The 26,755-nt window shown below is 72.0% G+C and carries 31 protein-coding genes, 3 tRNA genes and 1 pseudogene; 19 read left to right on the forward strand and 16 right to left on the reverse strand.

Annotated features, from left to right (window positions below):
* Nucleotides 1–20: 20 nt before the first annotated feature.
* From idi to ACFYPD_RS10695, 7 genes are all read left to right on the forward strand, one after another.
* Nucleotides 21–626, forward strand: a complete 606-nt coding sequence (gene idi / locus ACFYPD_RS10665) for an isopentenyl-diphosphate Delta-isomerase (protein ID WP_387111245.1) — start codon at nt 21–23, stop codon at nt 624–626.
* Nucleotides 616–1,563 carry a MerR family transcriptional regulator gene (locus ACFYPD_RS10670; RefSeq protein ID WP_387111247.1) on the forward strand — a complete coding sequence of 316 codons (948 nt, stop codon included), beginning with the start codon at nt 616–618 and terminating at the stop codon, nt 1,561–1,563. Before idi ends, ACFYPD_RS10670 begins: the two co-directional genes overlap by 11 nt.
* Nucleotides 1,564–1,639: 76 nt before the next feature.
* A complete protein-coding gene (locus ACFYPD_RS10675) occupies nt 1,640–2,440 on the forward strand; it encodes a polysaccharide deacetylase family protein (protein WP_387111250.1) in 801 nt (266 codons plus the stop codon).
* Between the two features lie 155 nt (nt 2,441–2,595).
* Nucleotides 2,596–2,668, forward strand: a tRNA-Glu gene (locus tag ACFYPD_RS10680).
* Between the two features lie 33 nt (nt 2,669–2,701).
* A tRNA-Asp gene (locus tag ACFYPD_RS10685) sits at nt 2,702–2,775 on the forward strand.
* A 75-nt stretch (nt 2,776–2,850) separates the two neighbouring features.
* A tRNA-Phe gene (locus ACFYPD_RS10690) sits at nt 2,851–2,924 on the forward strand.
* 260 nt (nt 2,925–3,184) lie between these two features.
* Nucleotides 3,185–3,340 carry a hypothetical protein gene (locus ACFYPD_RS10695; protein WP_387112411.1) on the forward strand — a complete coding sequence of 52 codons (156 nt, stop codon included), beginning with the start codon at nt 3,185–3,187 and terminating at the stop codon, nt 3,338–3,340.
* 330 nt (nt 3,341–3,670) lie between these two features.
* Here the strand turns inward: ACFYPD_RS10695 and ACFYPD_RS10700 are convergent.
* The 4 genes and pseudogenes from ACFYPD_RS10700 to ACFYPD_RS10715 form a co-directional block, all read right to left on the reverse strand.
* Nucleotides 3,671–4,009: pseudogene (locus ACFYPD_RS10700) on the reverse strand (NUDIX domain-containing protein); the annotation flags it as partial.
* A 548-nt stretch (nt 4,010–4,557) separates the two neighbouring features.
* Nucleotides 4,558–5,529, reverse strand: coding sequence for a hypothetical protein (locus ACFYPD_RS10705; RefSeq protein WP_387111253.1), 972 nt, complete (start codon nt 5,527–5,529; stop codon nt 4,558–4,560).
* Between the two features lie 343 nt (nt 5,530–5,872).
* Nucleotides 5,873–6,193 carry a hypothetical protein gene (locus tag ACFYPD_RS10710; RefSeq protein WP_387111255.1) on the reverse strand — a complete coding sequence of 107 codons (321 nt, stop codon included), beginning with the start codon at nt 6,191–6,193 and terminating at the stop codon, nt 5,873–5,875.
* Between the two features lie 343 nt (nt 6,194–6,536).
* Entirely contained in the window at nt 6,537–7,004 is a 468-nt protein-coding gene (locus ACFYPD_RS10715; protein ID WP_387111257.1) for an ArsI/CadI family heavy metal resistance metalloenzyme, read from the reverse strand.
* Between the two features lie 173 nt (nt 7,005–7,177).
* Here ACFYPD_RS10715 and ACFYPD_RS10720 point away from each other — a divergent pair, with 173 nt between their 5' ends.
* The 6 genes from ACFYPD_RS10720 (at nt 7,178) to ACFYPD_RS10745 (ending at nt 11,049) form a co-directional block, all read left to right on the forward strand.
* Nucleotides 7,178–7,552 carry an ArsR/SmtB family transcription factor gene (locus ACFYPD_RS10720; RefSeq protein ID WP_387111259.1) on the forward strand — a complete coding sequence of 125 codons (375 nt, stop codon included), beginning with the start codon at nt 7,178–7,180 and terminating at the stop codon, nt 7,550–7,552.
* On the forward strand, nt 7,549–8,280 hold the full coding sequence (locus tag ACFYPD_RS10725) for an aquaporin (RefSeq protein WP_387111261.1): 732 nt from the start codon (nt 7,549–7,551) through the stop codon (nt 8,278–8,280). The genes ACFYPD_RS10720 and ACFYPD_RS10725 overlap by 4 nt, the downstream gene beginning before the upstream one ends.
* Nucleotides 8,277–8,792, forward strand: a complete 516-nt coding sequence (locus tag ACFYPD_RS10730; protein ID WP_387111263.1) for a GNAT family N-acetyltransferase — start codon at nt 8,277–8,279, stop codon at nt 8,790–8,792. The genes ACFYPD_RS10725 and ACFYPD_RS10730 overlap by 4 nt, the downstream gene beginning before the upstream one ends.
* 15 nt (nt 8,793–8,807) lie before the next feature.
* The gene (locus tag ACFYPD_RS10735; protein WP_387111266.1) at nt 8,808–9,269 is read left to right on the forward strand and encodes an arsenate reductase ArsC; all 462 of its coding nucleotides are present in this window, start codon (nt 8,808–8,810) and stop codon (nt 9,267–9,269) included.
* Nucleotides 9,270–9,471: 202 nt separating this feature from the next.
* Nucleotides 9,472–10,125 (forward strand): class I SAM-dependent methyltransferase, encoded by a 654-nt coding sequence (locus tag ACFYPD_RS10740; protein WP_387111268.1) that lies wholly within the window; start codon nt 9,472–9,474, stop codon nt 10,123–10,125.
* 135 nt (nt 10,126–10,260) lie between these two features.
* Nucleotides 10,261–11,049, forward strand: a complete 789-nt coding sequence (locus ACFYPD_RS10745) for a hypothetical protein (protein ID WP_387111271.1) — start codon at nt 10,261–10,263, stop codon at nt 11,047–11,049.
* Between the two features lie 11 nt (nt 11,050–11,060).
* On the opposite strand, the gene ACFYPD_RS10750 is transcribed toward ACFYPD_RS10745, so the two are convergent.
* The gene (locus ACFYPD_RS10750) at nt 11,061–12,239 is read right to left on the reverse strand and encodes a hypothetical protein (RefSeq protein ID WP_387111273.1); all 1,179 of its coding nucleotides are present in this window, start codon (nt 12,237–12,239) and stop codon (nt 11,061–11,063) included.
* Between the two features lie 218 nt (nt 12,240–12,457).
* Here ACFYPD_RS10750 and ACFYPD_RS10755 point away from each other — a divergent pair, with 218 nt between their 5' ends.
* Nucleotides 12,458–12,973, forward strand: a complete 516-nt coding sequence (locus ACFYPD_RS10755) for an SRPBCC family protein (protein WP_387111274.1) — start codon at nt 12,458–12,460, stop codon at nt 12,971–12,973.
* A 58-nt stretch (nt 12,974–13,031) separates the two neighbouring features.
* Here the strand turns inward: ACFYPD_RS10755 and ACFYPD_RS10760 are convergent, their stop codons facing one another.
* Both ACFYPD_RS10760 and ACFYPD_RS10765 read right to left on the reverse strand, forming a co-directional pair.
* Entirely contained in the window at nt 13,032–13,739 is a 708-nt protein-coding gene (locus ACFYPD_RS10760) for a DUF2786 domain-containing protein (RefSeq protein WP_387111277.1), read from the reverse strand.
* Nucleotides 13,740–13,788: 49 nt separating this feature from the next.
* The gene (locus ACFYPD_RS10765) at nt 13,789–14,178 is read right to left on the reverse strand and encodes a hypothetical protein (protein WP_387111285.1); all 390 of its coding nucleotides are present in this window, start codon (nt 14,176–14,178) and stop codon (nt 13,789–13,791) included.
* A 166-nt stretch (nt 14,179–14,344) separates the two neighbouring features.
* Here ACFYPD_RS10765 and ACFYPD_RS10770 point away from each other — a divergent pair, with 166 nt between their 5' ends.
* Nucleotides 14,345–15,694: an ABC transporter substrate-binding protein gene (locus ACFYPD_RS10770; RefSeq protein WP_387111288.1), complete on the forward strand. Its 1,350-nt coding sequence runs from the start codon at nt 14,345–14,347 to the stop codon at nt 15,692–15,694.
* Between the two features lie 55 nt (nt 15,695–15,749).
* Here ACFYPD_RS10770 and ACFYPD_RS10775 read toward each other — a convergent pair whose 3' ends face one another.
* Complete coding sequence (locus ACFYPD_RS10775) at nt 15,750–16,493, reverse strand: enoyl-CoA hydratase/isomerase family protein (protein WP_387111291.1); 744 nt, start codon at nt 16,491–16,493, stop codon at nt 15,750–15,752.
* Between the two features lie 52 nt (nt 16,494–16,545).
* Nucleotides 16,546–17,403, reverse strand: coding sequence for a 3-hydroxyacyl-CoA dehydrogenase family protein (locus tag ACFYPD_RS10780; RefSeq protein WP_387111294.1), 858 nt, complete (start codon nt 17,401–17,403; stop codon nt 16,546–16,548).
* A gap of 167 nt (nt 17,404–17,570) precedes the next feature.
* Between ACFYPD_RS10780 and ACFYPD_RS10785 the strand changes: the two genes are divergently transcribed.
* Nucleotides 17,571–17,858 carry a hypothetical protein gene (locus tag ACFYPD_RS10785; protein WP_387111296.1) on the forward strand — a complete coding sequence of 96 codons (288 nt, stop codon included), beginning with the start codon at nt 17,571–17,573 and terminating at the stop codon, nt 17,856–17,858.
* Between the two features lie 50 nt (nt 17,859–17,908).
* Here the strand turns inward: ACFYPD_RS10785 and ACFYPD_RS10790 are convergent, their stop codons facing one another.
* The gene (locus ACFYPD_RS10790; protein ID WP_387111299.1) at nt 17,909–18,688 is read right to left on the reverse strand and encodes a class I SAM-dependent methyltransferase; all 780 of its coding nucleotides are present in this window, start codon (nt 18,686–18,688) and stop codon (nt 17,909–17,911) included.
* A gap of 113 nt (nt 18,689–18,801) precedes the next feature.
* Between ACFYPD_RS10790 and ACFYPD_RS10795 the strand changes: the two genes are divergently transcribed.
* A complete protein-coding gene (locus ACFYPD_RS10795) occupies nt 18,802–19,179 on the forward strand; it encodes a PPOX class F420-dependent oxidoreductase (protein ID WP_313723643.1) in 378 nt (125 codons plus the stop codon).
* A gap of 91 nt (nt 19,180–19,270) precedes the next feature.
* Here the strand turns inward: ACFYPD_RS10795 and ACFYPD_RS10800 are convergent, their stop codons facing one another.
* Complete coding sequence (locus ACFYPD_RS10800; protein WP_007073996.1) at nt 19,271–19,480, reverse strand: BldC family transcriptional regulator; 210 nt, start codon at nt 19,478–19,480, stop codon at nt 19,271–19,273.
* A 256-nt stretch (nt 19,481–19,736) separates the two neighbouring features.
* On the reverse strand, nt 19,737–20,576 hold the full coding sequence (locus ACFYPD_RS10805) for a hypothetical protein (RefSeq protein ID WP_387111302.1): 840 nt from the start codon (nt 20,574–20,576) through the stop codon (nt 19,737–19,739).
* Nucleotides 20,577–20,750: 174 nt separating this feature from the next.
* Between ACFYPD_RS10805 and ACFYPD_RS10810 the strand changes: the two genes are divergently transcribed.
* Together ACFYPD_RS10810 and ACFYPD_RS10815 are read left to right on the forward strand one after the other, a co-directional pair.
* The gene (locus ACFYPD_RS10810; RefSeq protein ID WP_387111305.1) at nt 20,751–21,833 is read left to right on the forward strand and encodes a Glu/Leu/Phe/Val dehydrogenase; all 1,083 of its coding nucleotides are present in this window, start codon (nt 20,751–20,753) and stop codon (nt 21,831–21,833) included.
* A gap of 303 nt (nt 21,834–22,136) precedes the next feature.
* Nucleotides 22,137–22,355 carry a DUF3073 domain-containing protein gene (locus ACFYPD_RS10815; protein ID WP_091315761.1) on the forward strand — a complete coding sequence of 73 codons (219 nt, stop codon included), beginning with the start codon at nt 22,137–22,139 and terminating at the stop codon, nt 22,353–22,355.
* A 142-nt stretch (nt 22,356–22,497) separates the two neighbouring features.
* On the opposite strand, the gene amcA is transcribed toward ACFYPD_RS10815, so the two are convergent.
* From amcA to purF, 4 genes are all read right to left on the reverse strand, one after another.
* Nucleotides 22,498–22,734: a multiple cyclophane-containing RiPP AmcA gene (amcA, locus tag ACFYPD_RS10820; RefSeq protein WP_151461157.1), complete on the reverse strand. Its 237-nt coding sequence runs from the start codon at nt 22,732–22,734 to the stop codon at nt 22,498–22,500.
* Nucleotides 22,703–23,806, reverse strand: coding sequence for a cyclophane-forming radical SAM peptide maturase AmcB (amcB, locus tag ACFYPD_RS10825; RefSeq protein WP_387112333.1), 1,104 nt, complete (start codon nt 23,804–23,806; stop codon nt 22,703–22,705). The genes amcA and amcB overlap by 32 nt, the downstream gene beginning before the upstream one ends.
* Before the next feature lie 123 nt (nt 23,807–23,929).
* Nucleotides 23,930–25,084: a phosphoribosylformylglycinamidine cyclo-ligase gene (purM, locus tag ACFYPD_RS10830; RefSeq protein ID WP_387111308.1), complete on the reverse strand. Its 1,155-nt coding sequence runs from the start codon at nt 25,082–25,084 to the stop codon at nt 23,930–23,932.
* A 57-nt stretch (nt 25,085–25,141) separates the two neighbouring features.
* Complete coding sequence (gene purF / locus ACFYPD_RS10835) at nt 25,142–26,725, reverse strand: amidophosphoribosyltransferase (protein ID WP_387111311.1); 1,584 nt, start codon at nt 26,723–26,725, stop codon at nt 25,142–25,144.
* Nucleotides 26,726–26,755 lie beyond the last annotated feature (30 nt).

The following is a 26,755-nucleotide window of genomic DNA, read 5'->3' on the forward strand; positions in this document are numbered from 1 at the left end:
GCGAACGAAAGGTCGGCGCGGTGACGGCCCGGGAGAAGCACCTCGTCGAACTGGTCGACGACGCCGGGCGCGTGCTCGGCGAGACCACCGTGGCCGCCGCCCACCAGCCACCCGGCCGGCTGCACCGGGCCTTCTCGGTGCTGCTGGTCGACCCGCGGGGGCGGATCCTGCTCCAGCAGCGGGCCGCCGTCAAGACCCGGTTCCCGCTGCGCTGGGCCAACGCCTGCTGCGGCCACCCGCTGCCCGGCGAGTCGCTGGTCGAGGCCGCCAACCGCCGGCTCGCCGAGGAACTCGGCGTCGACCCGGTCGACCTCACCGAGGTCGGGATCTACCTCTACTACGCCGAGGACCCGGCCACCGGTCGGGTCGAGTTCGAGTACGACCACGTGCTGCGCGCCGACGTCCCGGCCGACCTGCCCATCCGGCCCGACCCGGAGGAGGTGGCCACCCTGCGCTGGGTCGACCCGCGCGAGCTGGAGGCCGACCTGGACGTGGACCCCCGCGCGTACGCGCCCTGGCTCGGCGGGGTGGTGAACCGGTTGCTGCGCCCGGCCCGTCCCGCCGCCGACGTGGCCCGGGCGGGCGCGCCGGCCGACGAGGCACCGGAGCGGTCGGGTGGCGGGTGAGCCGCTGAGCGCGGGAGCCGTCGCGCGCCGGCTGGGGGTCGCCGTCACCACCCTGCGCACCTGGCACCAGCGCTACGGCCTCGGTCCGAGCGAGCACGTGCCGGGGCACCACCGGCGCTACACGCCGGCCGATCTCGCGCGCCTGGAGATCATGCGGCGGCTCACCGCGGAGGGGGTCGCCCCCGCCGAGGCCGCCCGCTGGGCCCGGCAGGCGCCGGCCGTCCTCCCGCCCGAGCAGCTCGGGCTGAAGCGGCGGGCCACCGCCGTCCGGGACGGCGGCGGGACCACCATCCCCGTCGGCCGCGCCGGACCGGTGGCCCGCGGCGTGGCCCGCGCCGCCATGCGGCTGGACTCGGTGGCGATCGGCGAGACCATCGCGCACGCCCTCGCCACCGGTGGCGTGGTGCCCACCTGGGACGGGCTGCTGCGGCCGGTGCTCGTCGGCATCGGCGAACGGCACGCCGCCACGGCCGGGCTGATCGAGGTGGAGCACCTGATGTCCCGGTGCGTCTCCGAGGCGTTCGCCACCGTCGCTCGGGCGCACCCGGTCGCCGGACCGGCCCGGATCCTGCTCGCCTGCGCCGATGAGGAACAACACACGCTGCCGTTGGAGGCGCTGGGCGCCGCCCTGGCCGAGGCCGCGGTGGGCTACCGGATGCTGGGCGCCCGGGTGCCGGTTGCCGCCCTGCTCGAGGCCGTCAACCGGACCGGCCCGGCGGCCGTGGTGCTCTGGTCGCACACCCGGGTCACGGCCGATCCGGACCAGCTCACCGCGGTGCTGGCGGCCCCGCGCCGCCCGCTGCTGGTGCTCGCCGCCGGGCCGGGCTGGCGGGCCGACACGCTCCCGGCCGGGGTCGTCCGGCCGGTGAACCTGGCCGAGGCGGTTTCGCTGGCCGTGGCCGTACGGGACTCCCTGGACCAGTCGACGACGGGCTGAGGGGCCCCCTCCCGATTCGGCGCGGCGTCCACTACGGTCGGAAGTCCGCCCGACCGACCCCCTCTCGGGAGCGACGATGCGTCCACGCGCCGTGCTGGCGTTCGCCCTCGGCCTGGTCCTCCTCCTGACCGGCTGCGGCGAACCCGGCAATACCCCACCCCAGGCCGGGGCTTCACCGTCCGCCTCGGGCGTCCCGACGCCGACGCCGACTCCCACCCCCACCCCACGGCCCAGCCCGAGCCGCACCACCCCGCCGAAGCCGAAGCTGCGCCCACTGCCGAAGACCCTGCCCGCCGGGCTGCACCGCTCCAGCGGCGACCGGGGCGTCGCCCTCACCTTCGACGACGGGCCGGACCCCCGGTTCACGCCGCAGATCCTCGACCAGCTCCGGGCGGCCCACGTCACGGCGACCTTCTGCCTGGTCGGCAAGCAGGCCAAGCGCTACCCGCAGCTGGTGGCCCGGATCGCCCGCGAGGGGCACCAGATCTGCAACCACAGCTGGCGGCATGACATCAACCTCGGCCGGCGACCGCTCGCCGAGATCCGGGCCGACCTGGTCCGCACCAACCAGGCCATCCGGGCGGCCGCGCCGCGCGCGCCGATCACCTGGTTCCGCCAGCCCGGCGGCCGCTGGACGGCGGAGGAGCTGATGGTGGCCCGCCAGCTCGGGCTGCGCCCGCTGCACTGGAGCGTCGACCCGCAGGACTGGGACCACCCGCCGGCGAAGACGATCATCAAGCGGGTGACCACGGCGACCCACCACGGCTCGATCGTGCTGATGCACGACGCGGGCGGCGACCGGACCCAGACGATGGCCGCCTGCCGGCAGCTGATTCCGGACCTCAAGCGGCGGTACGGGATCTCCCGGCTCCGGTGACATCGCCTTTGACCTGCGGTTTCGCCCGGATCTGCGCCCGTGGCCATACCGGTTTGGCCGGCCGAGGAGACATGGCTTATGCTTCTCATGCCTCCGGCGGGGCCGGATGGGAGCAAGTCCGCTTGAAGTTGCGAGTGTGCAATGATGGCGGGGCCGCCCTCATCGTCTAGCGGCCCAGGACGCCGCCCTTTCAAGGCGGTAGCACGGGTTCGAATCCCGTTGGGGGCACGGTCCGGCTCAGGCCGGATGCAACACCAGCTAGGTCCTGTGGAGCAGTTGGAGTGCTCGCCGCCCTGTCAAGGCGGAGGTCGCGGGTTCAAGTCCCGTCAGGACCGCAAGCGCTGACGCCGCGCCCTTCACGCGCGGCGTTCTGCGTATCGGCCTGTGCGGTAGCATGAGCCGAGCAGCACGGCCAGGTAGCTCAGTTGGTACGAGCGTCCGACTGAAAATCGGAAGGTCGGCGGTTCGACCCCGCCCCTGGCCACATAGCCTTTCGCCGGGCTACAGGAGCGCCGACCAGCGGAAACGCCGGTCGGCGTTCTGCTTTTCACCCCGGAAACCCGGCTGTCCGGTCTGACCCTCGTTGACCCCCGAATCCCTCTGATGGCCGCCCCTTGTTGCACGGGGATTGCACGACCCCTCGTCATGCCGGTCGGCCAAGAGCGCGTCGCCGACCCCTGCCTTGCAGAGATCAAAAATCCTGTCCGCCGGCGTCGGCTACTGCGGGTCTGACATGATCACGACGTGCCCGACCCCGAGCCCGCCGACGGCAGTCCGCCTACGGAGCCGTCTGCGCCGACGGCGCGGAACGAACTGCCCGCACTAATCGTGCTGCTGCTCGCATCGGCCGTTCTGCTGGCGCTGTCTTTCGGCTGTGCCGCCTTGTGGCTGTACAAGTAACTGGCCGTCCGTTCCGCTGGACCAGGAGCGCCAGTTTGGAAGAGCGTGCTCAACTGGTCGTGATGCCCGAAACGCCTGCACCCAGGGGCTTACCCGTTTGCCTCTCGCGCCCGCTCGTGCCCGATGGATGCCATGGCTACTGGCCCACCGATGGCCCGTGAGTCCAGGCGTCACCTGGCTTGGAACCGGCCAGTCAGGCGATACGCGGCGTGCATTTCCAGGACAACTCGGGTCTGTGCTTGCAGCGGGCCGGGGGTCACGTCCCGCGGGGTCAGCGAAAGCCACTTCGAGCACCTCCGTGCTCTCCGGCTCGATCACGCCTGACCATCGTCGCGCTTCGAAGCACATGGCGAAGCAGTGCATCCGGTCCCCGTTGGGATAGGTGATGACGTGAGCATCCGGCTCAGATAGGCAACCGAAGGCAGCGAGATCGGAGCTGTCGACTATGAGTCCGGTCTCCTCTCGGACCTCATCGATCGCGGTACCGACGAAGCTTCCTCCTGGCTCGGCTGCCCCTGCCGGTATCTCCCACAAACCAGAATCACGACGTCGCTGGAACAAGACGTGCTCAGCCGCGTCGAGGAGAACGACCTGTGCTCCGGGCATGAGCAGCAGTCGAGACCCGACCAACTGTCGAAGTTGCCAGGTGTAGGAACCGACATAACCCATCCGGTGATCAAACCAGAAGCGTGGCGTTGCCGCGCTAACCACGGAGCGGCGGATCTCCTCGTCGGGCAGTCGTAGACCGTCCAGCCTCCCTGGACGGGGTCAAGGTGGAGCGCCCTACCGGACGAACGACCTTGGCCCCGTCCAGGGAGGCTGGTAGCCCTTGTGGTGCCCGGCGAGGTGATCCGTGGCGGCATCTCTGAGGAGGGCCGGGGTTCGGGGCGGAGCCCTGAGGTCTTCTGATCCTGTGACTCCCAAGCGTGGCCGGTCGGCCCGGCCGATGCCGGCCGGAGGTCGCCAGCAGGCCGGGGCCGGGCCGGCGCGGCCCGCTTGCGGGCCGCCTTGATCCTAAAGAGGGGAATTCGGCAGTGCGCGGGCCTCAGCGGTTGTCCTCCGCCGGCTGATGTGCGACACACGTCTGTCAACTGCAACAGGCGCGCGGATCGCGGCAGATGTGCGCACTAGATCATGCTCCGCAGGGATTCTGTCGGGCGTTCTCGGGGCCGGGCCGATCACACTGCCGCCAGGGAGAACGCGTTCCGGTAGTGGGCTCACTCGTCGTGGTAGCGGGGGTCGGCGGCTTCCTCGCGGGCCCAGTCGCGCATATTGCGGTAGCGCTCGACGGTCTGCCACGGTTCCTTGCGGACGAAGTCGCTGCCGATGGCGTCGTAGAGGGTGCAGGCCTGCCTGAAGTACCGGCCGTAGGTCAGCGCAAAAGCGAAATGGTTCCAGAGAATGGGTGTCAGGGTTGAGGTCTCGTAGTCGTCATGCCAGAACGACTGCTCGGCCGCGTCGTAGGTCTCTGAGGCGACGTCCGGGCGCTGGTAGTACCGGGTTTCGCCGTTCTCGCTCTCCCAGCGGAAGTTGCGATGCACCTTCATGATCAGTAAGGGAACATTGGTGGCGGGGCAGGCCGCGGTTCGCTCCCGGGCGAACCGGAAGGCTTCGTCCCAGCTGCCGCCCCACTTGGGCAACAGGCTGTCGAGCATTGTCACGTGCCCAAACAAGTGGGACGGATCGATCTCGATAAGTCGATTGAATCGCCGCCAACGCTCCTCGGCTGGCAGTTGACGGTTGCGGCTCAGGGAGATCTTGTAGTGCCACGCCTCGGCCAGCGCCGGATGGCGGTCCAGGGCCTGATCGAGGAGATTCTCGGCGAGTTCCAAGCGCTGGAACCAGACGGGCCAGGCGTCCTTGGGCACGGTGCTAGCCCGGCCATCGCCGCGGGCTTCGCCGGCCCAGGAGATCGCGCGGGCGCCGCCGATGAGTAGCGGCAGCGGATCATCCGGCTGGGCCCGTATTGGTCCGTCGATCCACTCCTCGACTCCGTGGGTAGCGGCAGCAACCTGGACATAGTACATGAAGTGCTCTTTATCGGCCGCCGCGAGGATTCTGCGGGCCGCGCCCCACTCCCGATCCAGCAGCGCCTCGTTCAAAAGTTCTGACTCGTCGTCGAGGAAGCCGCCGATCGCTAACTCGTCGGCGCCGCCCGAAAGCTCCTGCTTCTTCTTGAAGAACCGCACAGCGGTGCAGAGTAGGGGGTGTCTCCCGCATTGCGGATCATGCATTCGGTCGGTGTCCGGCGGGACAAGGGTCTGCAACAGCGCCCAATGCCATCCGCTCATCGGCAGATCCGGATGCCGTCGGCGGTCCGGGCCAGTGGCGGTAGCGGAGGTCTGCAGCGCGCCTCGGCAGCGCGCGCCTGGTCAGAACTTGGGCTCGACCGATGAGGGCAGCATGTCGGCCCACTTGCGTAGTACGTCGACGGGCGTGACCGGGAGATCGCCAAAGCCCTGTCCGAGCTGGCCGCGCATGGCGATGCTGCACGGCTGCCGCGGCACATCACCATGCGGAGTTAGTTGTGGGCTACTCCCGCGATACGACGAACCAACCGAGCGCACCTAGAGCAACCAGCAGTGCTATCGCCAACAAGATGCCGGAGAGCAGGAAGGGCATGGGGATGAGCGACGTGGCCTCCAGGATCAGCACACCGGCCGCGACTAGCGCGACGCCAACGCCGATGCGGACCCTCCGAGCCTGCTGGTTCTCGGTCGGAGGGGCCGGGCGCATCCAAACTGCGGGGAACCGTCGTGACACGGCGAGACGGACGCCGGCCACGAAGAGGAAGAGGAAGAAGACCACGAGCACCAGGCGGACGGCGACCAACACCACGTTCGTGTCACTCATGCGGCCATCGTTCATGGCATGTCAAGGCTAGTCGCACGGGCCATCGCACGACGGGATGCGGCGGCCGTCTGACCTGCGGAAATGCGGGTGCCTGAAAATCGGAAGGTCGGCGGTTCGACCCCGCCCCTGGCCACATAGCCTTTCGCCGGGCTACAGAGATCCCCACCAGCGGAAACGCCGGTGGGGATCTTGCTTTGTGTGCGCCGTGCCGCACCGGTCGCTAGTTGTCCGCGTTCACCCCGGCCAGCCCGTGATCACCGCTACCAGTTGCACGTTCGATGCACGCCGGCAAAGTAACGCGCCCGCCCTCCGAACAGAGGACGGGCGCGTGGATTCCCGGCAGTCAGCAACAGCTCGACTGGGCGCCGCTGGCAACCGGCTCCTTCTCGGCGTCGTTCGGTTCGCCGCAGCGGCATTCGCCCTCAGTTGTCTTGCTGAGGGCGCCGGAGTCGGCTTTGACGGTGTAAACCTCCCACGGCTCGTTGCCGGGGCCGCGTACCCACACCTTGTCCTGGAGGGCGTAGCAGCACTCGGTGTTGTTCTCCTCCAGCGTGATCAGGCCGGAGTCGGTGAGGCGCTTGGTGGCGGCGTTGACCTCGTCGGTGCTGAACACCTCGACGCCTAGGTGGTCCATGACGGTGGGCTGGTCGGCCTCACCCTCCAGGAGGACGAGCTTCAGCGGCGGGTTCTCGATGGCGAAGTTGGCGTAGCCCGGGCGGCGCTTGGCCGGCTCAACGTTGAACAGCTTGGAGTAGAAGGCCACGGAGCCTTCGAGGTCGGACACGCGCAGGGCGAGCTGGACACGGGACATGGTGATCACTCCTGACAGGTTCAGCGGACGTAGTAGGGGAGAGCGGCGGTGCGGTTGCGCTCGTAGCGGGCGTCGGCGCGGCAAGCCGCGGTGCATGGCTTCGTCCTTGCCTAGATGTTTTTCGAAGCAGGACCCACGTTGCCCCCTGTTTTGAGATCTGTCAAGCTAGAGGCATGTCGAAACAAGAGCTGCCGGTGGTGGACCTCAACGCAGTCGCCTGCTGCTCCCCGATCGCGGTCCGCCCCATGGACCCCGAGCAGGCGGCGGTGGTTGCGCCGATGTTCAAGGCCCTGGGTGACCCGGTCCGGCTGCGGCTGATGTCGATGATCGCGTCGGTCCCGGAGATGTGCGTCTGCGACCTGACTCCGGCGTTCGACCTGTCCGGTCCGACCATCTCCCACCATCTCAAGGTGCTGCGGGAAGCCGGCCTGGTCGACTCGGAGCGGCGCGGCACCTGGGTCTGGTACCGGGTGAAGCCGGAAGCGTTCCGGCAGCTCGGCGCGCTCCTGGACATCTCCGCCGCCCCGGCCGCCAGCACCGCAGCGTGAGCCTCGCCCTGCCCCGGCGGGCGTCGGCGGAGTTCGCCGGCACCGCCCTGCTGGTCGCCGCCGTGGTCGGCTCGGGGATCGCCGCGGCCCGGCTCTCCCCCACCGATGTCGGTCTCCAACTGCTGGAAAACGCGATCGCCACCGCCCTGGCGCTGGGCGCGCTGATCCTGACCTTCGGACCGGTGTCCGGGGCGCACTTCAACCCGGTCGTCTCGGCCGTCGACTGGTGGCTCGGCCGCCGCGCCGGCACCGGACTGACCGCCCGCGACCTCGCCGCCTACACGGTCGCCCAAGTCGCCGGCGCGATCGTCGGTGCCGTCCTGGCGGACCTGATGTTCGGGCTGCCCGCCGTGGCCTGGTCCGGCACCAACCGGACCGGGGGGAACCTGTGGCTCGCTGAGGTGGTCGCCACCGCCGGCCTGGTCGTCCTGGTCTTCGCCCTCGCCCGCTCCGGCCGAACCTCCGCCGCCCCGGCAGCCGTGGGCGCCTACATCGGCGCGGCGTACTGGTTCACCTCGTCGACGTCGTTCGCGAACCCGGCTGTCACCATCGGCCGGGCCTTCACCGACACCTTCGCCGGCATCTCCCCGGCGTCGGTGCCCGGCTTCATCGCCGCCCAGCTCGTCGGCGGCCTGGTCGCCGTCGCCGCCCTCGCCGCCTGGTACCCGCACGCCGCCGACACCGCTGACACCGTCGTCGTGCCGCAGCTTGCCGAGGAGAACCGATGACCGCTCCCGCCCGCACCAGCGGCATCACCATCACCGCCATGGGCGAGCAGCACGCCGACGCCGTGCTCGACATCTACCGGCTCGGCATCGCCACCGGCCACGCCACCTTCGAAACCGAGCCGCCGACGTGGGAGCAATTCACCTCGACCCGGCTGCCTGACCACCGCTGGGTGGCCGTCGACGCCACCGGCCGCGTCCTGGGCTGGGTCGCCTGCTCCGCCGTGTCCGACCGGTGCGTCTACGCCGGGGTTGTCGCGCACTCCGTCTACATCCACCCCGACGCCCGCGGCCGAGGAGTCGGCCGGCTTCTGCTCGACGCCCTGATCGCCTCCACCGAGCAGGCCGGCATCTGGACCATCCAGTCCGGCGTGTTCCCCGAGAACACCGCCAGCCTCGCCCTGCACACCGCCTGCGGCTTCCGCACCGTCGGCACCCGCGAACGCGTCGGCCGCCACCACGGCACCTGGCGCGACGTCACCCTCATCGAACGCCGCAGCCCCACCATCGCCTGACAGGAACCCCCACCGATGAGCGACAAGCCCACCGTCCTGTTCGTCTGCGTCCACAACGCCGGCCGCTCCCAGATGGCCGCCGGCTGGCTGCGCCACCTCGCCGGCGACACCATCGAAGTCCGCTCCGCCGGCAGCGAACCCGCCGACCAGATCAATCCCGTCGCCGTGGAAGCCATGCGCGAAGTCGGCATCGACATCACCGGACAGACCCCGGCCCGACTCACCTGGGACACGGCCGAAGCCAGCGACATCATCATCACCATGGGCTGCGGCGACGCCTGCCCCGTCTTCCCCGGCAAACGCTACGAAGACTGGAAACTCACCGACCCCGCCGGACAACCCATCGACGTCGTCCGCCAGGTCCGCGACGGCATCCGCGACCGCGTCGAGAAGTTGATCACCGGCCTTGCATCGGCGCCTCCGGCTCCTGGGAGCGGCCGGAGCGGGGGCTCCTTCAACAACCTGTTCGCGCAGTGACCGGCGCATGTTGCACGCTCGCTGGCGTCCGCGGGCCCTCGTCGTCTCCTACTCGTAATGACCGCTGTTGCCCTTGGTCATCCGTCTGATCGGGCACGAATCGGGCGCGCACGGAGGCTAGGGTGGGCGACCAACACGGTGAGGCCCTTCGCGCCGACCCGGAGCCACGGGTCCAGGGCTTCTCGGAGGCGAGGAGGCGTCCGTGCACGACCACGATCTCACCCACCGGTTGTCTTCCCCGGCCACCGCCGAGGGCGATCCGGCCGGCAGGTTCGAGCGGCTCTACGCCGACGCCGAGCGGGGCGAGGCGGTCGTCCCGTGGGACCTCGCCCGGGCCCATTCCCTACTCAGCGAGTGGACCGACCGGACCCGGCCGGACGGATCCGGTCGGCGCGCCGTGGTCGTCGGGTGCGGCTTCGGCCGCGACGCCGAACATCTGGCCCGCCTCGGCTTCGCCACCGTCGCCTTCGACATCTCTCCCACGGCGGTACGGGCGGCCCGCCGCCGCCACCCGGACTCCCCGGTCCGGTACGAGACCGCCGACCTGCTCGACCCGCCGCACGACTGGCTGGGCGGGTTCGATTTCGTGCTGGAGAGCATGAACGTGCAGGCACTGCCGGCCGAGCTGCGGCAGCGGGCGATCCCGGCGGTCGGCCGGCTCGTCGCGCCGGACGGGACGCTGCTGGTGATCGCGGCCGGCCGGGGGGACGACGAGGTCGTCGAGGGCCCGCCGTGGCCGCTGGCCCGGGCCGAGGTCGACGCCTTCGCGGCCGGCCCGCTGGCCCCGAACCGGGTCGAGGAGATCGTCGCCCCCGACGGTGGGCTCCGCTGGCGCGCGGAGTTCCGCCGCGCCTGAGGTTGGCAACGCCGGGCCGGAGGTTGGCGACGCAACCCTCTTGATCGACAAGGCGTCGGGTCAGGGGCAGGATCGGGGCCGGGCCGGGGTTGGTCCCGATGGTGCATCGGCGGAGTGGGGCGAAGACTGAGCCGTATGACGAGAGCGCAGCGGGACATCTTCGCGCCCTGGTGGGTCACCTACGGGGCCGAGAGCCGGCGACGGCTCGCCTGGTCCGTGGTCGCCGTTCCCCGGGCGCTGGGCGCGTTCGGCGGGGCAGTGCGCCGGCCGGGTCGGCTGGGCGGGGCTCTGCTCGCTCTACCGGTCGCGGTCGCCTCCACCGCGCTGACCGCGGTGCTCGCCTTCCTGATGCTGATCAACGTGCTGGCGTACCCGTTCCGTCCCTGGCTCGGGCTCGGCGAGCAGGCCGGCACCGGCTGGTACGCCAACGCCTGGGGCGGCCCGACCCTGGCCGGCGCGTGGGCGACCCACGCGGCGCTGGTCCTGCTGCTGGTCGTACCGCCGATGGTCTGGGCCGTCCGAGGGCTGACCGCCCTCCAGTGGCGGCTGACCGGCCAGTACCCGGCCGCACCGGCCGTCGCGCCGTCCCCCGCAGTCGGCGTCCGACCCGCCGTCGTCGCCGAGCCGGTGGCCGTCCGGACGGCACCGTCGCTCCCCGTGCCCGTCGCGGTGGTCAGGCGGCCCGGTCGGGAGGACGCCCGGGCCACGCGCGGCCGGCGTCGGGTCGGGGCCGTGCTCGCGGCCGTCGGGCTGCTGGTGGCCTGCTCGCTCACCGCGCATGCCACCGGGATCGGAGACAACCTGGTCTGGGTGCCGCGCGACCTGACCAGCGGCGCCGCCCTCGCCGTGACGATTGCGCCGGTTGCGGGGTTGCTGCTGCTCCGGCGTACGGCCTGGTGGCGGTCCCCGGCCCAGCTTCGCTGAGCCTCCCGGGGCTACCGCTTCGGTCGATGCTGGTTCATGCCGTTCTGGATCGCCTCCCAGACGCTCCGGCCGGCCTGCAACAGCGTCTCCCCGGCCTGGCCGGCGAGCTGGGCGGGTCCGGGCGGGCCACCCGGCCCCTTCTCCGCTTCCTCCGGCTTCCCGGCGCCGCCCGGCTTCCCCCGCTCCCCGGCCCCGGGGCCAGGTGCGTTTGCGCGGCCGGTGGTCGGTTGGCCGGCACCCTCGCCGGACCGGCCGCCCTGCTGACCGGGCTGCCAACCCTCGCGGGACGGGCCGCCCTCGCCGCCGGCCTGCCCACCTTCGCGGGTCTGCCCACCTTCGCGGGACGGGCCGCCCTCGCCGCCGGTCTGCCCACCCTCGCGGGACGGGCGGCCACCCTCGCGGGACGGGCCGCCACCCTGGCCGCTCAACGGGCCGCCCTCCCGGCAGGCGCCGGCGCTCTCGCCGCCGCCCCCGCGACCGGACGGCTGCCCGCCACCACCGGCAGCGGGCGGAGCGCCGGCAGCGCCGGACGGCGGCCGCCCCCCGCCGCCCGCTGGCGGCTTCGGCTGACCCTGGTCGCCCGTTGGCGGCTTCGGCTGACCCTGGTCGGCCGTTGGCGTTTTTGCCTGCCCCCGGTCACCCGTCGGCGGCTCGGGGGCACGCGCCCCGCTCGGCGCCGCCGGGGGCGGCGGTGCGGGCTGGCCGAGGCCCTCCCGGAGGGCCCGGTCGGCCACCGCACCGACCGTCCCGATGCGCTGCCCGCGCTCGTCCAGGACGGGGGCGCTGGCGAGTTGCTGGGTCGCCCGGTTCTCGTCGCTGCCGCCCCCGGCCGAGCGGGCCAGCGCTTCGATCAGGTGCGGATTACGGTCGATGGTGGTGAGCGCGCGGTCCAGGATCTGCACCAGCTTCTCCAGGCGTATCTTGAGCAACACCTCGGCACTGGCGCCGGTGACGTCCAGTTCCACGTCGTCCAGGTGCACCCGGACCCCGGCGTCGAGCTGGAGCAGGTTGGCCAGCCGGGCGCGCAGGGACAGGTCGGCGTCGAGCGCTTTGACGGAGAGCCGGATCTGGTCGACCGTCACCTCCGGGATGTCGAGCAGGACGTCCGGCTCGGACTGCCCGCCGCCCCGGTGGGCGGCTCGCCCGCTCGTCGGGTCCGGCTCCCGCTCGGTCGCTCCGTTCTCGCTCATGCTTCCCGCTCCCCGCTGGCCCGTCGGCTGGGCCGAATCAGCCGCGGTTACCCGGTTTCCGGTCCGGCATCCCTGGTGGTCCGGTACGCCCTTCGCGAGCGGCGGCGACGACCGGCATCGCACGGCCCGGGGCTGTCGGGAAGCGGGTCTTCCGCTGTCCGGAAGCGGCCGAATATGAAAGCTGCACAGCGGGGCATCAGCCGGTATGGTCCGGGCCTATGGGACAGGGGATGGCCGATCCGGATGAGGTCCGCCAGGAATTCGACCGATTCTCCCTCCGCAGCACACTCTTCGCCCCCGCCTCCGCCGACCGGGCGTACGCCGTGTTCACCGGGTCGCTGACCGACTGGTGGGTGCGCGAATACACCTGGTCGGGGCCGGAGGCGCTGGCCGAACTGGGCATCGAACCCCGGGCCGGCGGCATGCTCTACGAGATCGGCCCGTACGGCTTCCGTGGCGACTGGGGCCGTGTGCTGACCTGGGATCCACCCCGGCGGCTGGTCTTCACCTGGCAGCTCGGGCCGGACCGGGTGCCGGTGCCGGATCCGGCGCGGGCCAGCGAGGTCGAGGTCCTCTTCCAGCCCGAGGGGCCGGAGCTGACCCGTGTCGATGTCGAGCACCGCTACTTCGACCGGCACGGCGAGGCCGCCGAGGGCTACCGCGAGGCGCTCACCGCCGGCTGGCACGAACTCCTCTGCCGCTACCTGGCCACGGTCGCCCGCACCACGGACTGACGACGGCGGCTCAGCCGCCGATGCCCGGTCGCCCGTACCACCGTCTGACGGCGGCGGGTCAGCCGCCGATGCCCCTCGCCGGGGTTCCGGTGCCGGTCACGCCGGTGCTGCCGAGGTCGGCGCGGCGTCCCGCGGCCGCGCCCGGACCGAAGCCGCTGCCCGCCAGCCGGCGACGTGGGGCGGTGCGCAGCCGCGGGTACACCTCGGCGAGTCGGCGCTGGACCCGGTCGGAGCGGTCGGCGAGCACCAGCGCCACCGAGGGCACCCCGGACCCGGCGACCGCCCCGGCCTCGGCGGTACGCAGCCGATCGGCGACCACGTGGGCGAAGCCGGCCAGCCAGGTACGCCGGAAGGCGGCCGGATGCTCCCCGCCCGGTACGGCGGTGCCGGCCAGCCCGTGCGCGGCCTGCACGAGCAGCGAGGTGAAGAGCAGCTCGACCCGTTCCAGGTCGCTGGCGAACCCGAACAGGTGCAGGTCGAAGCCGCTGCCCTGCCGGCGGCGTACGCAGCGGCAGCGCAGCGGGTCGGCGACCGCCGCGAGCAGGCCGGCCTTGTCCCGGGCGTACGGGGCGACCACCTCGACCACCCGGTCGCCGACCGGGTCGGTGCCCGGCTCGCGGGCGGCGAGCAGCGCCCGGTCGACGCCGTAGCGGGCGATCAGCTCGGTGGCCTTGGCCATGAAGGCGGCCGACTCGGCGGGCGTGCAGGCCGGGTCCTCGGCCTGGGCGAGCAGCTTGCGGACCTTGCTGAGCATCGCCTCGGACATGCACCACAGCTACCACAGCGGTGGGACCCGGACGGGATGAGGCGGTGGGTCAGCCCGCCCGGCTGCGCAGCGTCGCGACCGTCGACCCGGCGAGGGTGAGCAGGCAGTCGGGCAGCAGCCCGTCGGCCGCCGCCGCTCCGAACAGCGCTTCGCCGGTGTCGGCGTCGTCGTTGGCGTACGCGCTGACGAAGCGGGCCACCCATCGCGTGTCGTAGTCGGCCTGGTCGATCCCGGGAAAGTCGAGCGCGGCGCCGCCCGCGGGGGCTTCGTCGCCGACCATGGTGGCGGCCAGGCACCAGGCCACCCCGTACGCCCCGGCCAGCCCGGAGCGGTCCACGACGGCGTCGAAGGTGCCCACCACGCCGTCGCCGTCGCCGGCCAGCGCCGAACGGAGCACGGCGGTCGCATCGTCCAGCGTCTGCTGTGCTTCGTCGGTCACCTGCGGAACAGTAGTTCTGAGGGTCAAGCGGTGACCCCGGAACGGCCCAGCCGTCACGGAGAGTGATACGGGCAGTCGGGGTGCCGACGGACCGACCTCCACGGTCCCGCTCTCCGCGCCGGCACGCTAATGTGCGCAGCGGACCTTCGCCGGAGGAAGGACGACCATGCTCAAATCTCGCGCGTCGCGTGCGGCCCTGTCCACGGCCTGCGCGGCGCTCCTGCTCGCCACCAGCGCCTGCGGGAGCGACAAGCCCGAAGAGGCCACCGCCACCCAGGTGCGCCTCTACGGCACCGACGGCAACATGCAGAACTCGTACGTCGACGCCCTGAAGGACCGCGCGGACCTTCTCAACGGCATGAAGGGCACCACCCCGCTCACGCCGCTGCCCGAGAGCTTCAAGGAACGGCTACGCACCGTAGACCCGAGGCTCAAGGACTTCCTCTACTCGGCGGAAACCTACGACGCCATCGTGATAAGCGTGCTGGCCGCCCAGCTCGCCGGCACGACCGAGCCCCGCGAGATCGCCCAGCAGGTCGTCGGCGTGACCACCAGCGGCCAGCGCTGCGATGAGGTCACGACCTGCCTCCAGCTGGCCCGGGCGGGCCAGGACATCGAGTACCGCGGGGTGTCGCTGACCCGGGCCGGGTTCACCGACGTCGGAGAGCCGGCCGCCGCCAGCTACGCGACGCTGCACTTCGGCGACCGGCAGCTCGACGACGGCAAGACCGAGTTCGTCGGCGCCGGGGACGAGTCGGGGGCGAGCACCAAGACGCCGCCGCGGGGCAAGAAGTCGCGTCCGGGCAAGTCCTACAAGGAGGACGGCTCCCCGCTGGTGCTCGGCGGGCTGCTGCCGAAGACCGGTGACCTGGCCCTGGCGTACCCGCCGATGGCGGCCGGCGCGGCGCTGGCGATCCGTGAGATCAACGCGGCGGGTGGCGCGCTCGGCGAGCCGGTGGTGTGGATCGACGGCGACGACGGCACCGACCCGAAGGTGGCGAAGGCGACCGTGGCCTCGCACGTCCAGCAGGGCGCGCACGTCATCATCGGTGCCGGGGCCTCGGGCATCTCCCGGGCCGTGCTGCCCGACGTGGTGGCCGCCGGCCGGATCCTCTTCTCCCCGTCGAACACCGACGCCGGGCTGAGCACGGTGGACGACAAGGGCCTCTACTTCCGCACCGCACCGCCGGACGGCCTACAGGGTCGGGCGCTGGCCGACGTGATAATGCGCGACGGACCGCACAAGATCGCGATCGTCGCCCGTAAGGACTCCTACGGCGAGGGCCTCCAGGAGAACGTCCGCTCCGAGCTGGAACGGGCGGGCATGGGCGCCGACAAGGTGAAGCTGCTGTCGTACGTGCCCCCGGACGGCGCGTCGGCGCCGCCGGTGGACTTCGCCGCCGGCGCCAAGGAGATCAAGGACTACGGGGCGGACGCCGTGCTGGTGATCGGCTTCGGTGAGTCGGCGCGGGTGATCACCGCGCTGGCCGACGCCGGGGTGCAGATCCGGCAGTGAGACGACGACGAGGGCCGCACCGGGCGAACCGGTGCGGCCCTCGTCGTGTCCGCGGTCAGCGGGAGCGGCGCCGCTCCAGGAACTCGGTCATCCGCCGCTGCTTCTCCTCGTCCTCGAAGAGCACCGCCTGGCTGAGCAGGTCGAGCTGCGGGTGGGCGGCCGCCGGGGCGTCCATCGCCAGCTTGGTCAGCCGCAGCGCCAGCGCCGAGCCCTTGGCCATCTCGTCGAGCAGGCCGTGCGCGGTGGGCAGCAGCTCCGCCGGCTCGGCCACCACCCGGTTGACCAGCCCGATCCGCAGCGCCTCGTCGGCGTCCACCCGCCGGCCGGTGAAGAGCAGCTCCTTGGCCCGGGCCTCCCCGACCAGAGCGGGCAGCCGGTAGGTCGCGCCGGCGCCGGCGAGGATGCCCAGCCGCACCTCGGGCTGCCCGAACACCGCACGCGCCGTGCACACCCGCAGATCGCAGGCGTACGCCAGTTCCGCGCCGCCGCCCAGCGCCGGGCCGTCCACGGCAGCCACGGTGGGCATCGGCAGCGCCCGGATCCGGGCGAAGGCGGCCTGGTTGATGGCGGCCAGCGCGTCCAGCCGGCCGCGTTCGCGAAGCTGCGCGATGTCCGCGCCACCGGCGAAGATGCCGTCCGTCCCGCCGGTGAGCAGCAGCAGCCGGGGCCGCGCCTCCAGCTCGGCGCAGACGGCGTGCAGCTCGGCGATCAGGTCCGCGTCGATCGCGTTGCGCTTCTCCGGCCGGTCCAGGGTGACCACCAGCCGGTCCGGCAGCTCCTCGATCCGCAGCCCGCTCACCGTGCCTGCCTTTCGTTCGCGACTGCGGGGCTCGCAAGCTCACTCCTCGCACTCACTGCTTGACCCCGCCTTCCCAGGTGTAGAAGCCCTGGCCCGACTTCTTGCCCAGCCGGCCGGCGGCCACCATCTCCGCCAGCAGCGGCGGCGGCGCGAACCGGTCCCCGTACGCGGCCTGGAGCGTGCGGGCGATGTCGAGCCGGACGTCCAGCCCGACCAGGTCGGTCAGCTCCAGCGGGCCGACCGGGTGCCGGTAGCCGAGCACCATCGCCTTGTCGATGTCGGCGGGGCTGGCCACGCCGTCGGCGACCATCCGGATCGCCTCCAGGCCGAGGGTCACGCCGAGCCGTGAGGTGGCGAAGCCGGGCAGGTCGCGTACCACGACGGGGTCCTTGCCCAGCCGGCCGGCGAGCGCGACGGCCGCCTCGGTGGTCTCCGGCGCGGTGGCCGGGCCGACCACGACCTCGAGCAGCGCCATCGCCCAGACCGGGTTGAAGAAGTGCAGCCCGAGGAAGGCGGCCGGCCGCTGCAGCCCCTCGGCCAGCTCGGCGATCGGGATGCTGGACGTGTTGCTGCCGAGCAGGGCGGGCCGGCGGGCCTCGGCGTCCCGGAGGACGGCCCGCTTGAGGTCGAGCCGCTCGGGGACCGCCTCCACGATCACGTCGGGGCCCTCGGCCACCTCGGCGAGCCCGGCCCGCAGCGTGACCCGCTCGCGGTTCGCCGTCGCCGCCTCGGCGGTCAGCTTGCCGCGCTGCACGCCGCGCTTCCACAGCTCGCCGAGCCGCCGCACCGCGTCGGCCCCGCGTGCCGGGTCCACCTCGACCAGCTCGACCGCGTAACCGGCGCCGGCCGCCACGTACGCGATGCCGAGGCCCATGGTGCCGGCCCCGACGACCACAAAACGACCACTCATCGATGTCCCTCCGCCGCGGCCTCCAGGACGGGCGGGGTCTCCGCCGCGCCGGGTGGGTCCGCTCGCTCGTTCCTGGGTGCGACCCTATGCAGGGCCGGCCCGCGGGCATGCGTGGGGGCGCGCCGGATCGGGTACAGACGGCCGTCAACGCCGAGGGAAGGATCGAGATGAGCCAGGCACCGGAGAGCGCGGAGAGCACCGAAACCGTGGAGACCCGCGGCGACGAGCGGGTGGACCTGCTCCGCGCGGACACCAACAACGACGGGAAGACCGACGTCTGGGTGGTGGACACCGACGGCGACGGGAAGGCCGACCTGTTCCAGTTCGACACCGACGGCGACGGCAAGGTGGACATCACCATGGTCGACCTCGACGAGGACGGCACGCCGGACGAGGTGGTCGACGGCGACGGCGGCCTGCCCCCGGAGCAGACCACCCCCACCGTGCAGGTCTAAGAGCGAAGGAGGGGCCCTTGTTGTCGCCTGCGCGACAACAAGGGCCCGTCCTAACGCTTCAGCTTGAGGGTGGCCAGGTAGTACGGGCGATCTTCGGCGTCCACGTCGACCAGTCGCCACGGCGAGCCCTGGACCAGCTCGGCGAACTCCTCGACCGAGCACACCAGATAGTCGAACCACTCGGTGCCGAGCTGCCGGTAGCGCAGCCGCAGCCGGAGCTGCCCGCCCAGCCGCCCCCGCCGCCGGTTCAGCTCGTGGTAGCCGGTGTGCACCGGATCGGTCGTGCCGTACGGGTCGGTGCCGTGCGCGATGACCTGGGCGCCGGGGCGGGCCAGCGCGGCGAGCGCGGCCAGCAGCACGGGGGCCCGCTCCCGCCCCTCGAACAACCCCAGGTTGTTGCCGAGCAGCAGGAAGGTGTCGTAGCGCCGGCCGTCGGCGACGTGCTCGTCCACGGTGCCGTACACGAGGTCGCGTACGCCCCGGTGCCGGCTAACCCGCAGCGCCCCGGCCGAGGTGTCCAGCCCGGTGACCGGCACGCCGCGCTCCTGGAGGTGCAGCGCGATCCGGCCGCCCCCGACGCCGATGTCCAGCACCTGCCCGTGCACCCGGTCCACGGCCCGGTGGTCGTACGGCTGCCACCGCTCCGGCGGGTCCAGGTAGTGCTCGGTGGGTGCGCCGTTGACCAGCCCGTCGTCGCGCTCGATGATCTCGATGACCGGCCGGGGCAGCCGCCCGCCGACCAGCGGCCGCGGTCCGATTCCGGTGCTGACCGCGTACGCGTCGCGGATCATCTCGCCGAACACGTCGCCGATCGTGGGTTCCCCGGTCACGGCGCTGTCTCTGTTCGCGACTGCGGGGCTCGCAGACCCGGCTCACTCCTCGCGCTCACGGCGATCACGCTATCCGGGCTCGGCCGGCCTGTCGCGGCCGTATCCTGAGCGGCGTGACAGACCTCGACCGCCTGGCGGCGGAGAAGTACGTGCTGCTCACGACCTTCCGCAAGGACGGGCGGGCGGTGCCGACTCCGGTGTGGGCGGTGCGGGACGGGGAGGCGCTGGCGGTGTGGACCGTGTCGGACTCCGGCAAGGTGAAGCGGATCCGGCGCGACGGCCGGGTCACGGTGGCCCCGTGCGACGTGCGCGGCCGGCCGCACGGCGAGGCGGTGCCGGGACACGCGACCGTCAGCGGCCCGGAGTCGACCCGGCGGATCCGGGGGCTGCTCAAGCAGAAGTACCGGCTGATCGGCCGGCTGAGCCTGCTGGGCAGCCGGCTGCGCCGGGGCGAGGGCGGCACGGTCGGCCTGCGCATCGTGCTCGACTGAGCCGCCCCCGGAAACGATTGAGGGCGGCGGATCGTCGCTGGCGCGACGTCCCACCGCCCCTGATCGGAACGCCTGAGAAACGTGCGGGTCGTCAGTCCCCCTGACGCTGCTGGGGAATCTGCCCCTGCAGCAGGGCCCGAACCTCCGACTCGCGGTAACGGCGGTGGCCGCCCAGGGTCCGGATGGCGCTGAGCTTGCCAGCCTTGGCCCACCGGGTCACCGTCTTCGGGTCGACACGGAACATCGACGCCACCTCGGCCGGTGTGAGTAGCGGCTCTGGTTCGTGCGTTCGCGATGCCATCGGGGTCACTCCTCCACATGTATAGACATCGGCCGGGGTCCCGCCGGCCGACGCGTCTCCCATGGTCCGGCTAGTCCCCGATGTCCGACATGGGCCGAACGGCTGAAGGTCCCTAGACGGACGGATGAACCATGCCCGATTTTTACGACTTTTATGCCGCAGAAGCTACCTTAATGGGACTCATGATCACGGTTCGTGATGCGTCAACTACGAGACACTCTCGCATCGAGAGGCCTCAACCCGGGCAAACCCGGCCCTAGTTGCAGCGCTCCAGCAGCTGCACCGCGCGCCACCGGGCGACCAGCTTGTCGTACGCCGCGGAGGCATCCTCCGCCTCGCCGCGGGAGAGGCCGGCCAACCCGGCCGCGACCAGCTCGGTCGAGTCGTCGGCGACGAGCGTCTCGTCGGGCAGCAGCTGCACCAGACCGCCGTAGTCGAGCTCCACCACCGAGCGGGGGTGGAACTCCTCCAGCCAGCGGGCGGCCTCCTCGACCGCCTCGGTGATCGGCGCCTCGCCGACCGACTTACGCAGCACCGACAGCGCCCGGGACGACCGGCGGCGCGCCTTGGAGATCTCCGTCCGGTAGCGCAGCGCCCGCCGCTCCGGCTCGGTGACCAGGTGCCGCTCCTGCGCGTCGAAGAGCACGAACCAGCGCAGCGGCACCCCCCAGGTGGCGATCTGCTCGTGCACCCGGGGCACCCCGTGCTCCAGCACGCGCGCCCCGCTGCGCCAGTCCTCCACCACGGCCTTCGCCTGGCCGGCCAGGACCGGCGGGACGAACGCGTCGGCCAGCACCGAGGGCACCCCGTCCCGGGCGGTCAACGCCGCCTCGGCGACCCGGATCCGCAGGTTCCACGGGCAGACCAGCAGCGTGTCGTCGGTCTCCAGGACGTACGCCTCGTCGGGCAGGTCGGGCAGCCGGGTCCAGCCCGCGCCCAGCGCCTCGATCACCGCCGTCCGCTGCCGGACCGGCCCCTCCAGCGGGGCGACCGCGCGGCCGTCGTTGACGTAGCGGCGCCAGTACGACTGGCGGTCGCGATCGAAGGCGGTCAGCGGCTCGTACACGCGCAGGTATGAAGCGAAGAGCGACGGCACGGCGCGATCCTCCCACGAGACGGGACTTCTCCGCCGCCGCCGTCACGAGGCGTCGTGACGTGCGCGACAGTACGGCTGCGGCCGATATTAGGCTCAGCAGCACCGGCACCATCCCGCCGGCGTGCCAACAGGGTCCGCGCCCCACAAGGGCGCACACCGACACAGGAGTCAGCCATGGGCGTATTCGCCAGCACCGACGACCCGGGATCCACGGGTCACGAACAGGTCGTGTTCTGCCAGGACAAGCAGTCCGGCCTGAAGGCGATCATCGGGATCTACTCCACCGCGCTGGGCCCCGCGCTCGGCGGCACCCGGTTCTACCCGTACGCCACCGAGGCGGAGGCGTTGGCCGACGTGCTCGACCTCTCCCGGGGCATGGCGTACAAGAACGCCCTGGCCGGCCTCGACCTCGGTGGCGGCAAGGCGGTCATCTGGGGTGACCCGGAGCAGATCAAGAGCGAGGCGCTGCTGCGGGCCTACGGCCGCTTCGTGGAGTCCCTGGCCGGCCGCTACTACACCGCCTGCGACGTCGGCACCTACGTCGCCGACATGGACGTGATCGCCCGGGAGACGAGCTACGTCACCGGCCGCAGCGTGGAGCACGGTGGCGCCGGCGACTCCTCGGTCCTCACCGCCTGGGGCGTCTTCCAGGGCATGCGGGCCGCCGCCGAGCACGTCTGGGGCAGCCCGACGCTGGCCGGCAAGCGGGTCGGCGTGGCCGGCCTGGGCAAGGTCGGCAAGTACCTCACCGGCCACCTGCTGGAGGACGGGGCCGAGGTCGTGGCGACCGACGTCAACCCGAAGGCCCGGGAGTGGGTGCGCGCCACCCACCCGGAGGTCACGCTGGTCGACGACACCGCGGCGCTGGTCGCCTCCGACATCGGCGTGTACGCCCCGTGCGCGCTGGGCGGCGCGCTGAACGACGACACGGTGCCGGTGCTGCGCGCGAAGGTGGTCGCCGGGGCGGCCAACAACCAGCTCGCCCACCCGGGCATCGAGAAGGTCCTCGCCGACCGGGGCATCCTCTACGCCCCGGACTACGTGGTGAACGCCGGCGGCGTGATCCAGGTCGCCGACGAGATCGAGGGCTTCAACTTCGACCGCGCCAAGCTGCGGGCCACCCGGATCTTCGACACCACCCGGGAGATCCTGCGACTCGCCGACGACGAGGGCGTCCCGCCGGCGGTGGCCGCGGACCGGCTCGCCGAGCGCCGGATGGCCGAGGTCGGCCGGCTGCGCACGATCCACCTGCGCTGAATGTCACCCGGGGGCGGGCCGCCCGGCTCGGCCCCCGGGCCGCAGCGCCGCCGGCACCGGCGTTAAGCTGGACGCTGGGGTGCTTCGTACCCATTTGACCGCTGTCACGGCCGGTCCCGCTGTCCGCTCCTTACCGGGTACACTGTGTGACGGCCGGTTCACTGCGACTCGCAGGGCCGGTTGGCGGTAACCCGAGGTGCCGAACGGTGGCATCCCCATGTACCGTAAGAGCCACGAGAGATGCCTGACGTCATCGGGGCCCGCCTTCGGGCTGCCCCGCATTCTGTGCGAGGGGGTCGAGCCATGGGGCGCGGCCGTGCTAAGGCCAAGCAGACGAAGGTGGCCCGGGAGTTGAAGTACCACTCCCCGAACACCGACCTCACCGCCTTGCAGCGCGAGTTGGCGGGTGCTGGTGGGAAGTCTGAGCAGCACTTCGACGACGACTACAAAGAGTATGTCGACGACGATGATGAGGATCACGCGGACGACGACCCGGACACCTGGGTTCGTCCGACCCGCTGACCTCCGGTCGCATCTGAGCACGCGGTGACTCCCCGCGTGCTCACGCATGTGCCCTTCCAACGCGACGCGCCGACGATCAGGGGCCACGCCGGCCCGAGCCACTCCGGCCGACCGGCAGGTCCCTGATCGCGGACGCGCGCCCTCAGCGGGGCCGGTTGTTCCAGTTGTAGAACGTCGGGATGTTCTCGAAGTGGTTCCAGGCGCACACCGCGCTGGCGCCGTCGCCCCCCGACACCTCCGCCCGCAGCAGGCGCGCGGCCTCGGCCTCGTGGAGAAGTGCGGTCAGTCCGCCGGCGGCTTCCCGCACCCGGTCCGCGACCGGATCGGGCTCGGCTCCTCCGACGCGCTCAGGCTGCCGGTGACTCGTGGTCTCGGGCATGCTCCAACACTCCCTCCAGTAGGCGGATCTTGCTGTTGCGGCAGTGCTCGGTCTCCGTACCGTCAAAACGCCCCAGCTCGAAGTAGCGGTTGGCCGCGTGGCCACCGCCGCAGAAGCCGAAGTAGGGGCAGGACGACCGGCACGCCTCCACGCCGGTGAGGAACTCGCCCACCCAGGGCGTCCCCCCGGCGCCGGCCAGAATCTCGGCCAGCGGGGTGCTCAGCACGTTACCGCTGCTGAAGTCGCCGTAGTGCGGGTCGGTGAAGCCGGCGAGCTCCGGGGAGAGCACCACCACCGAGCCGTCCTGGGCGACCGTGGGGATCGGGTCGAGCCGGCGGGGCAGCAGGTCGTCCGCCGTGCCGGCCAGGACGGCGCCGGCGTAGCGCAGCGACCACTCGACCTCGCGCAGGTGGATCCGGGGATCCCGGCGCCAGGCGCCCACCAGCTCCGCCCAGAACCCGGTCACCGCGGCCGCGTCCCGGGCGTTCGTCCGGGTGTTGACGCCCTCGGTCTCCTCGATGTTGATCCCCAGCACGTCGCAGCCGAGATCGAGGAAGTAGTCGTAGAGCTCGGTGGCCAGCCCCGGCTCCGGCCGGGAGACCACCGCCAGCGCCGAGAACGGCAGCCCGTGCCGGCGCAGCGCCGCCACCCCGGCCACAATCCGGTCGTACGCCGGCCGGCCGCCCCGGGTGACCCGCTCGCCGTTGCGGTCCCGGGGGCCGTCCACGCTCACGCTGACCCGGATCCCATGCTCGGCGAAGAACGCGCACCAGGCGTCGTCGATCAGCGTGGCGTTGGTCTGGACGTGGTGCTCCACCTCCGGCCCGAACGGGGCCAGCAGGGCGGCCAGGTGCTCCCGGCCGGCCGCGAGCGGCTCCCCGCCGTGCCAGACCACCGAGAAGCGCCCGGCGGCCGCCCAGGGGTTCACCGAGGCCGCCACCGCCTCGGCGACGGGCACGGGCATCCGCCGGTCCACCGCCCGCAGCGGCAGGTAGCAGTAGACGCAGTCGAGATTGCAGAGTGTGGTCGGCTGCATCACCACGTACGAGGGGACGGCGGCGATGCCCCGCATTCCGGTGTGCGTACGCGCAGCCATCAACCCTCCCCCGCTAGCCTGAACTGCCCTTCAGGCTAGGCGGCGGTGGCCAGTCGGGTGAACCCCCGATCAGGTGCCCGGATGATCACCGGAGAGTGATCACCCGCGCGTGTGCTGACCGATCATCTGCACGTTGCCCGAGCCCTCGATGATCTCGCCGGCCTGCCAGGCGTCGACGCCGCGGCCGGTCAGGGTCGCCAGCGCGCGGTCGGCGTCCTCGGGGGAGACGATCGCGAACATGCCGACGCCCATGTTGAACGTCGCCTCCATCTCCGGGTCCTCGATCCGGCCCTTGGACTGGATCAGGTCGAAGATCGGCTGCGGCTTCCAGGTGGAGCGGTTGACCACCGCGTCGACGTGCTCGGGCAGGATCCGGACCAGGTTGCCCGGGATGCCGCCGCCGGTGACGTGGGCCAGCGACCGCACCTCGGCCTCGGCGATGAGCTTGAGGCAGTCCTGCGCGTAGATCTTGGTCGGGGTGAGCAGCTCCTCGCCGAGGGTCCGCTGCCGGCCGAAGTCCTCGATCACCACGTCCAGCCGCATCCGGCCGGCGCCCAGCAGCACGTGCCGGACCAGCGAGTAGCCGTTGGAGTGCAGGCCGGAGGAGCGCATCGCGATCACGACGTCGCCCACCTCGACGCGCTCCGAGCTGAGGATGTCGCTCTCCTCCACCACCCCGACACCGGTGGCGGAGATGTCGTACTCGTCGGGGCGCAGCACCCCCGGGTGCTCGGCGGTCTCGCCGCCGAGCAGGGCGCAGCCCGCGTAGCGGCAGCCGTCGGCGATGCCCGCGCCGATCTCGGCGACCCTGTCGGGGACGACCTCGCCGGTGGCGATGTAGTCGAGCAGGAACAGCGGCTCGGCGCCGCAGGCCACCAGGTCGTCGACCACCATGGCGACCAGGTCGATGCCGACCGTGTCGTGGATGTCGAGCTGCTGGGCGATCACCAGCTTGGTGCCCACCCCGTCGGTGGAGGAGGCCAGGATCGGGTTCTTGTACTTCTTCGTGTCCAGCCGGAACAGGCCGGCGAAGCCGCCCAGGTCACCCATGACCTCCGGGCGCCGGGTCTGCCGGACCTTGGACTTCAGCAGCTCGACCGCGCGGTCGCCCGCCTCGATCGACACCCCGGCGTCCGCGTACGAGACCGAGCGTTTGCGCTGCGTACGGCCGGCCCCCGCCGACCAGGGCTGGCGGTCGCCGCCGGCGCCCGTCGGGCTGGATCCTGCGCCGCTGCGCTCGGACACGTGCGTCACGGTTCTCCCCTTTGTGGTTCCCGCGAGCCGGCCGGTGGCCGCCCCGCGTCGGTGGTGCTACGGGCGGTGGGTGGCTGCGCCGCCCGGAGTGGCGACCGACGGCTTCAGGTCGGGGCGCGGCGTCAGACGCGCCGAGCTGAAGTTGTCGTTCAGTGGGGCGGTGGGCTCGGACACCTCGGCGGCGACCCGGCGGCCCACCCCTTCGAGCACGTGCTTGCCGATCAGGTTCCCGGCCGGCAGCTCGATCGGGTATTCCCCGTCGAAGCACGCCCGGCAGAGCCGCGTCTTCGGCTGCTCGGTCGCGGCGATGAGACCCGGAAGCGATACGTAACCCAGCGTGTCGGCCCCGATCGACCGCCGGATGCCCTCGTTGTCCAGCCCGTTGGCCAGCAGCTCGGCCCGCGTGGCGAAGTCGATCCCGTAGAAGCAGGGCCAGTTGACCGGCGGGGACGAGATCCGGACGTGGACCTCCAACGCGCCCGCCTCGCGCAGCATCCGCACGATGGCCCGCTGGGTGTTGCCTCGGACGATCGAGTCGTCCACCACCACCAGGCGCTTGCCGCGCACGTTCTCCCGCAGCGGGTTCAGCTTGAGCCGGATGCCGAGCTGGCGCAGGGTCTGCGACGGCTGGATGAAGGTGCGCCCGACGTACGGGTTCTTCATCAGGCCCTGGCCGTAGGTGATGCCGGACTCCTCGGCGTAGCCGATCGCCGCCGGGGTGCCGGATTCTGGCACCGGGATGACCAGGTCGGCCTCGACCGGGTGCTCCTTGGCGAGCTGGCGGCCGATCTGCACCCGGGCCGAGTGCACGTTCCGGCCGGCGATGGTGGCGTCCGGGCGGGCGATGTACACGTACTCGAAGAGGCAGCCCTTGGGCTCGGGTGCGGCGAACCGGCTGGACCGCAGCCCGTCCTCGTCGATGGCGATCAGCTCGCCCGGCTCGACCTCGCGCACCACGCTCGCGCCGACGATGTCCAGCGCCGCGGTCTCGCTCGCCACCACCCAGCCACGCTCCAGCCGGCCGAGCACCAGCGGGCGGACCCCGTGGGGGTCACGCGCCGCGTAGAGGGTCGACTCGTCCATGAAGACGAAGCTGAACGCGCCGCGCAGCTGGGGCAGCACCTCCAGGGCGGCCGCCTCGACGGAAAGGTCGGGGCGGCTGGCCAGCAGCATGGTGACCAGCGAGGTGTCGTTGGTCGAGCCGTCGGAGTCCAGACCGCGGTCGGCCACCTCGCGCTGGAGCTCGGCGGTGTTGACCAGGTTGCCGTTGTGGGCCAGCGCGATCGTGGTGCCGGAGGTGGTGGCCCGGATGGTCGGCTGGGCGTTCTCCCAGGTCGACCCGCCGGTGGTCGAGTAGCGCGCGTGCCCGATCGCCACGTGCCCGCGCAGGCTCGCCAGGGTCGGCTCGTCGAAGACCTGGGCGACCAGGCCGAGGTCCTTGTAGACCACCACGCCCGATCCGTCGCTCACCGCGATGCCCGCGGCCTCCTGGCCGCGGTGCTGGAGGGCGTAGAGCCCGAAGTAGGTCAGGTTCGCGACCTCCTCCCCCGGCGCCCAGACGCCGAAGACGCCGCACGCGTCCTGGGGGCCGGGTCGCTGGGGGTCAAGGTCGTGGCTCAGCCGGCCATCGCCTCGGGGCACCTGCCGCTCCCTCATGCTGGGGTCTGGACT

The sequence above is a fragment of the Micromonospora sp. NPDC005299 genome (genome assembly GCF_042872345.1).
Taxonomy (GTDB): domain Bacteria; phylum Actinomycetota; class Actinomycetes; order Mycobacteriales; family Micromonosporaceae; genus Micromonospora.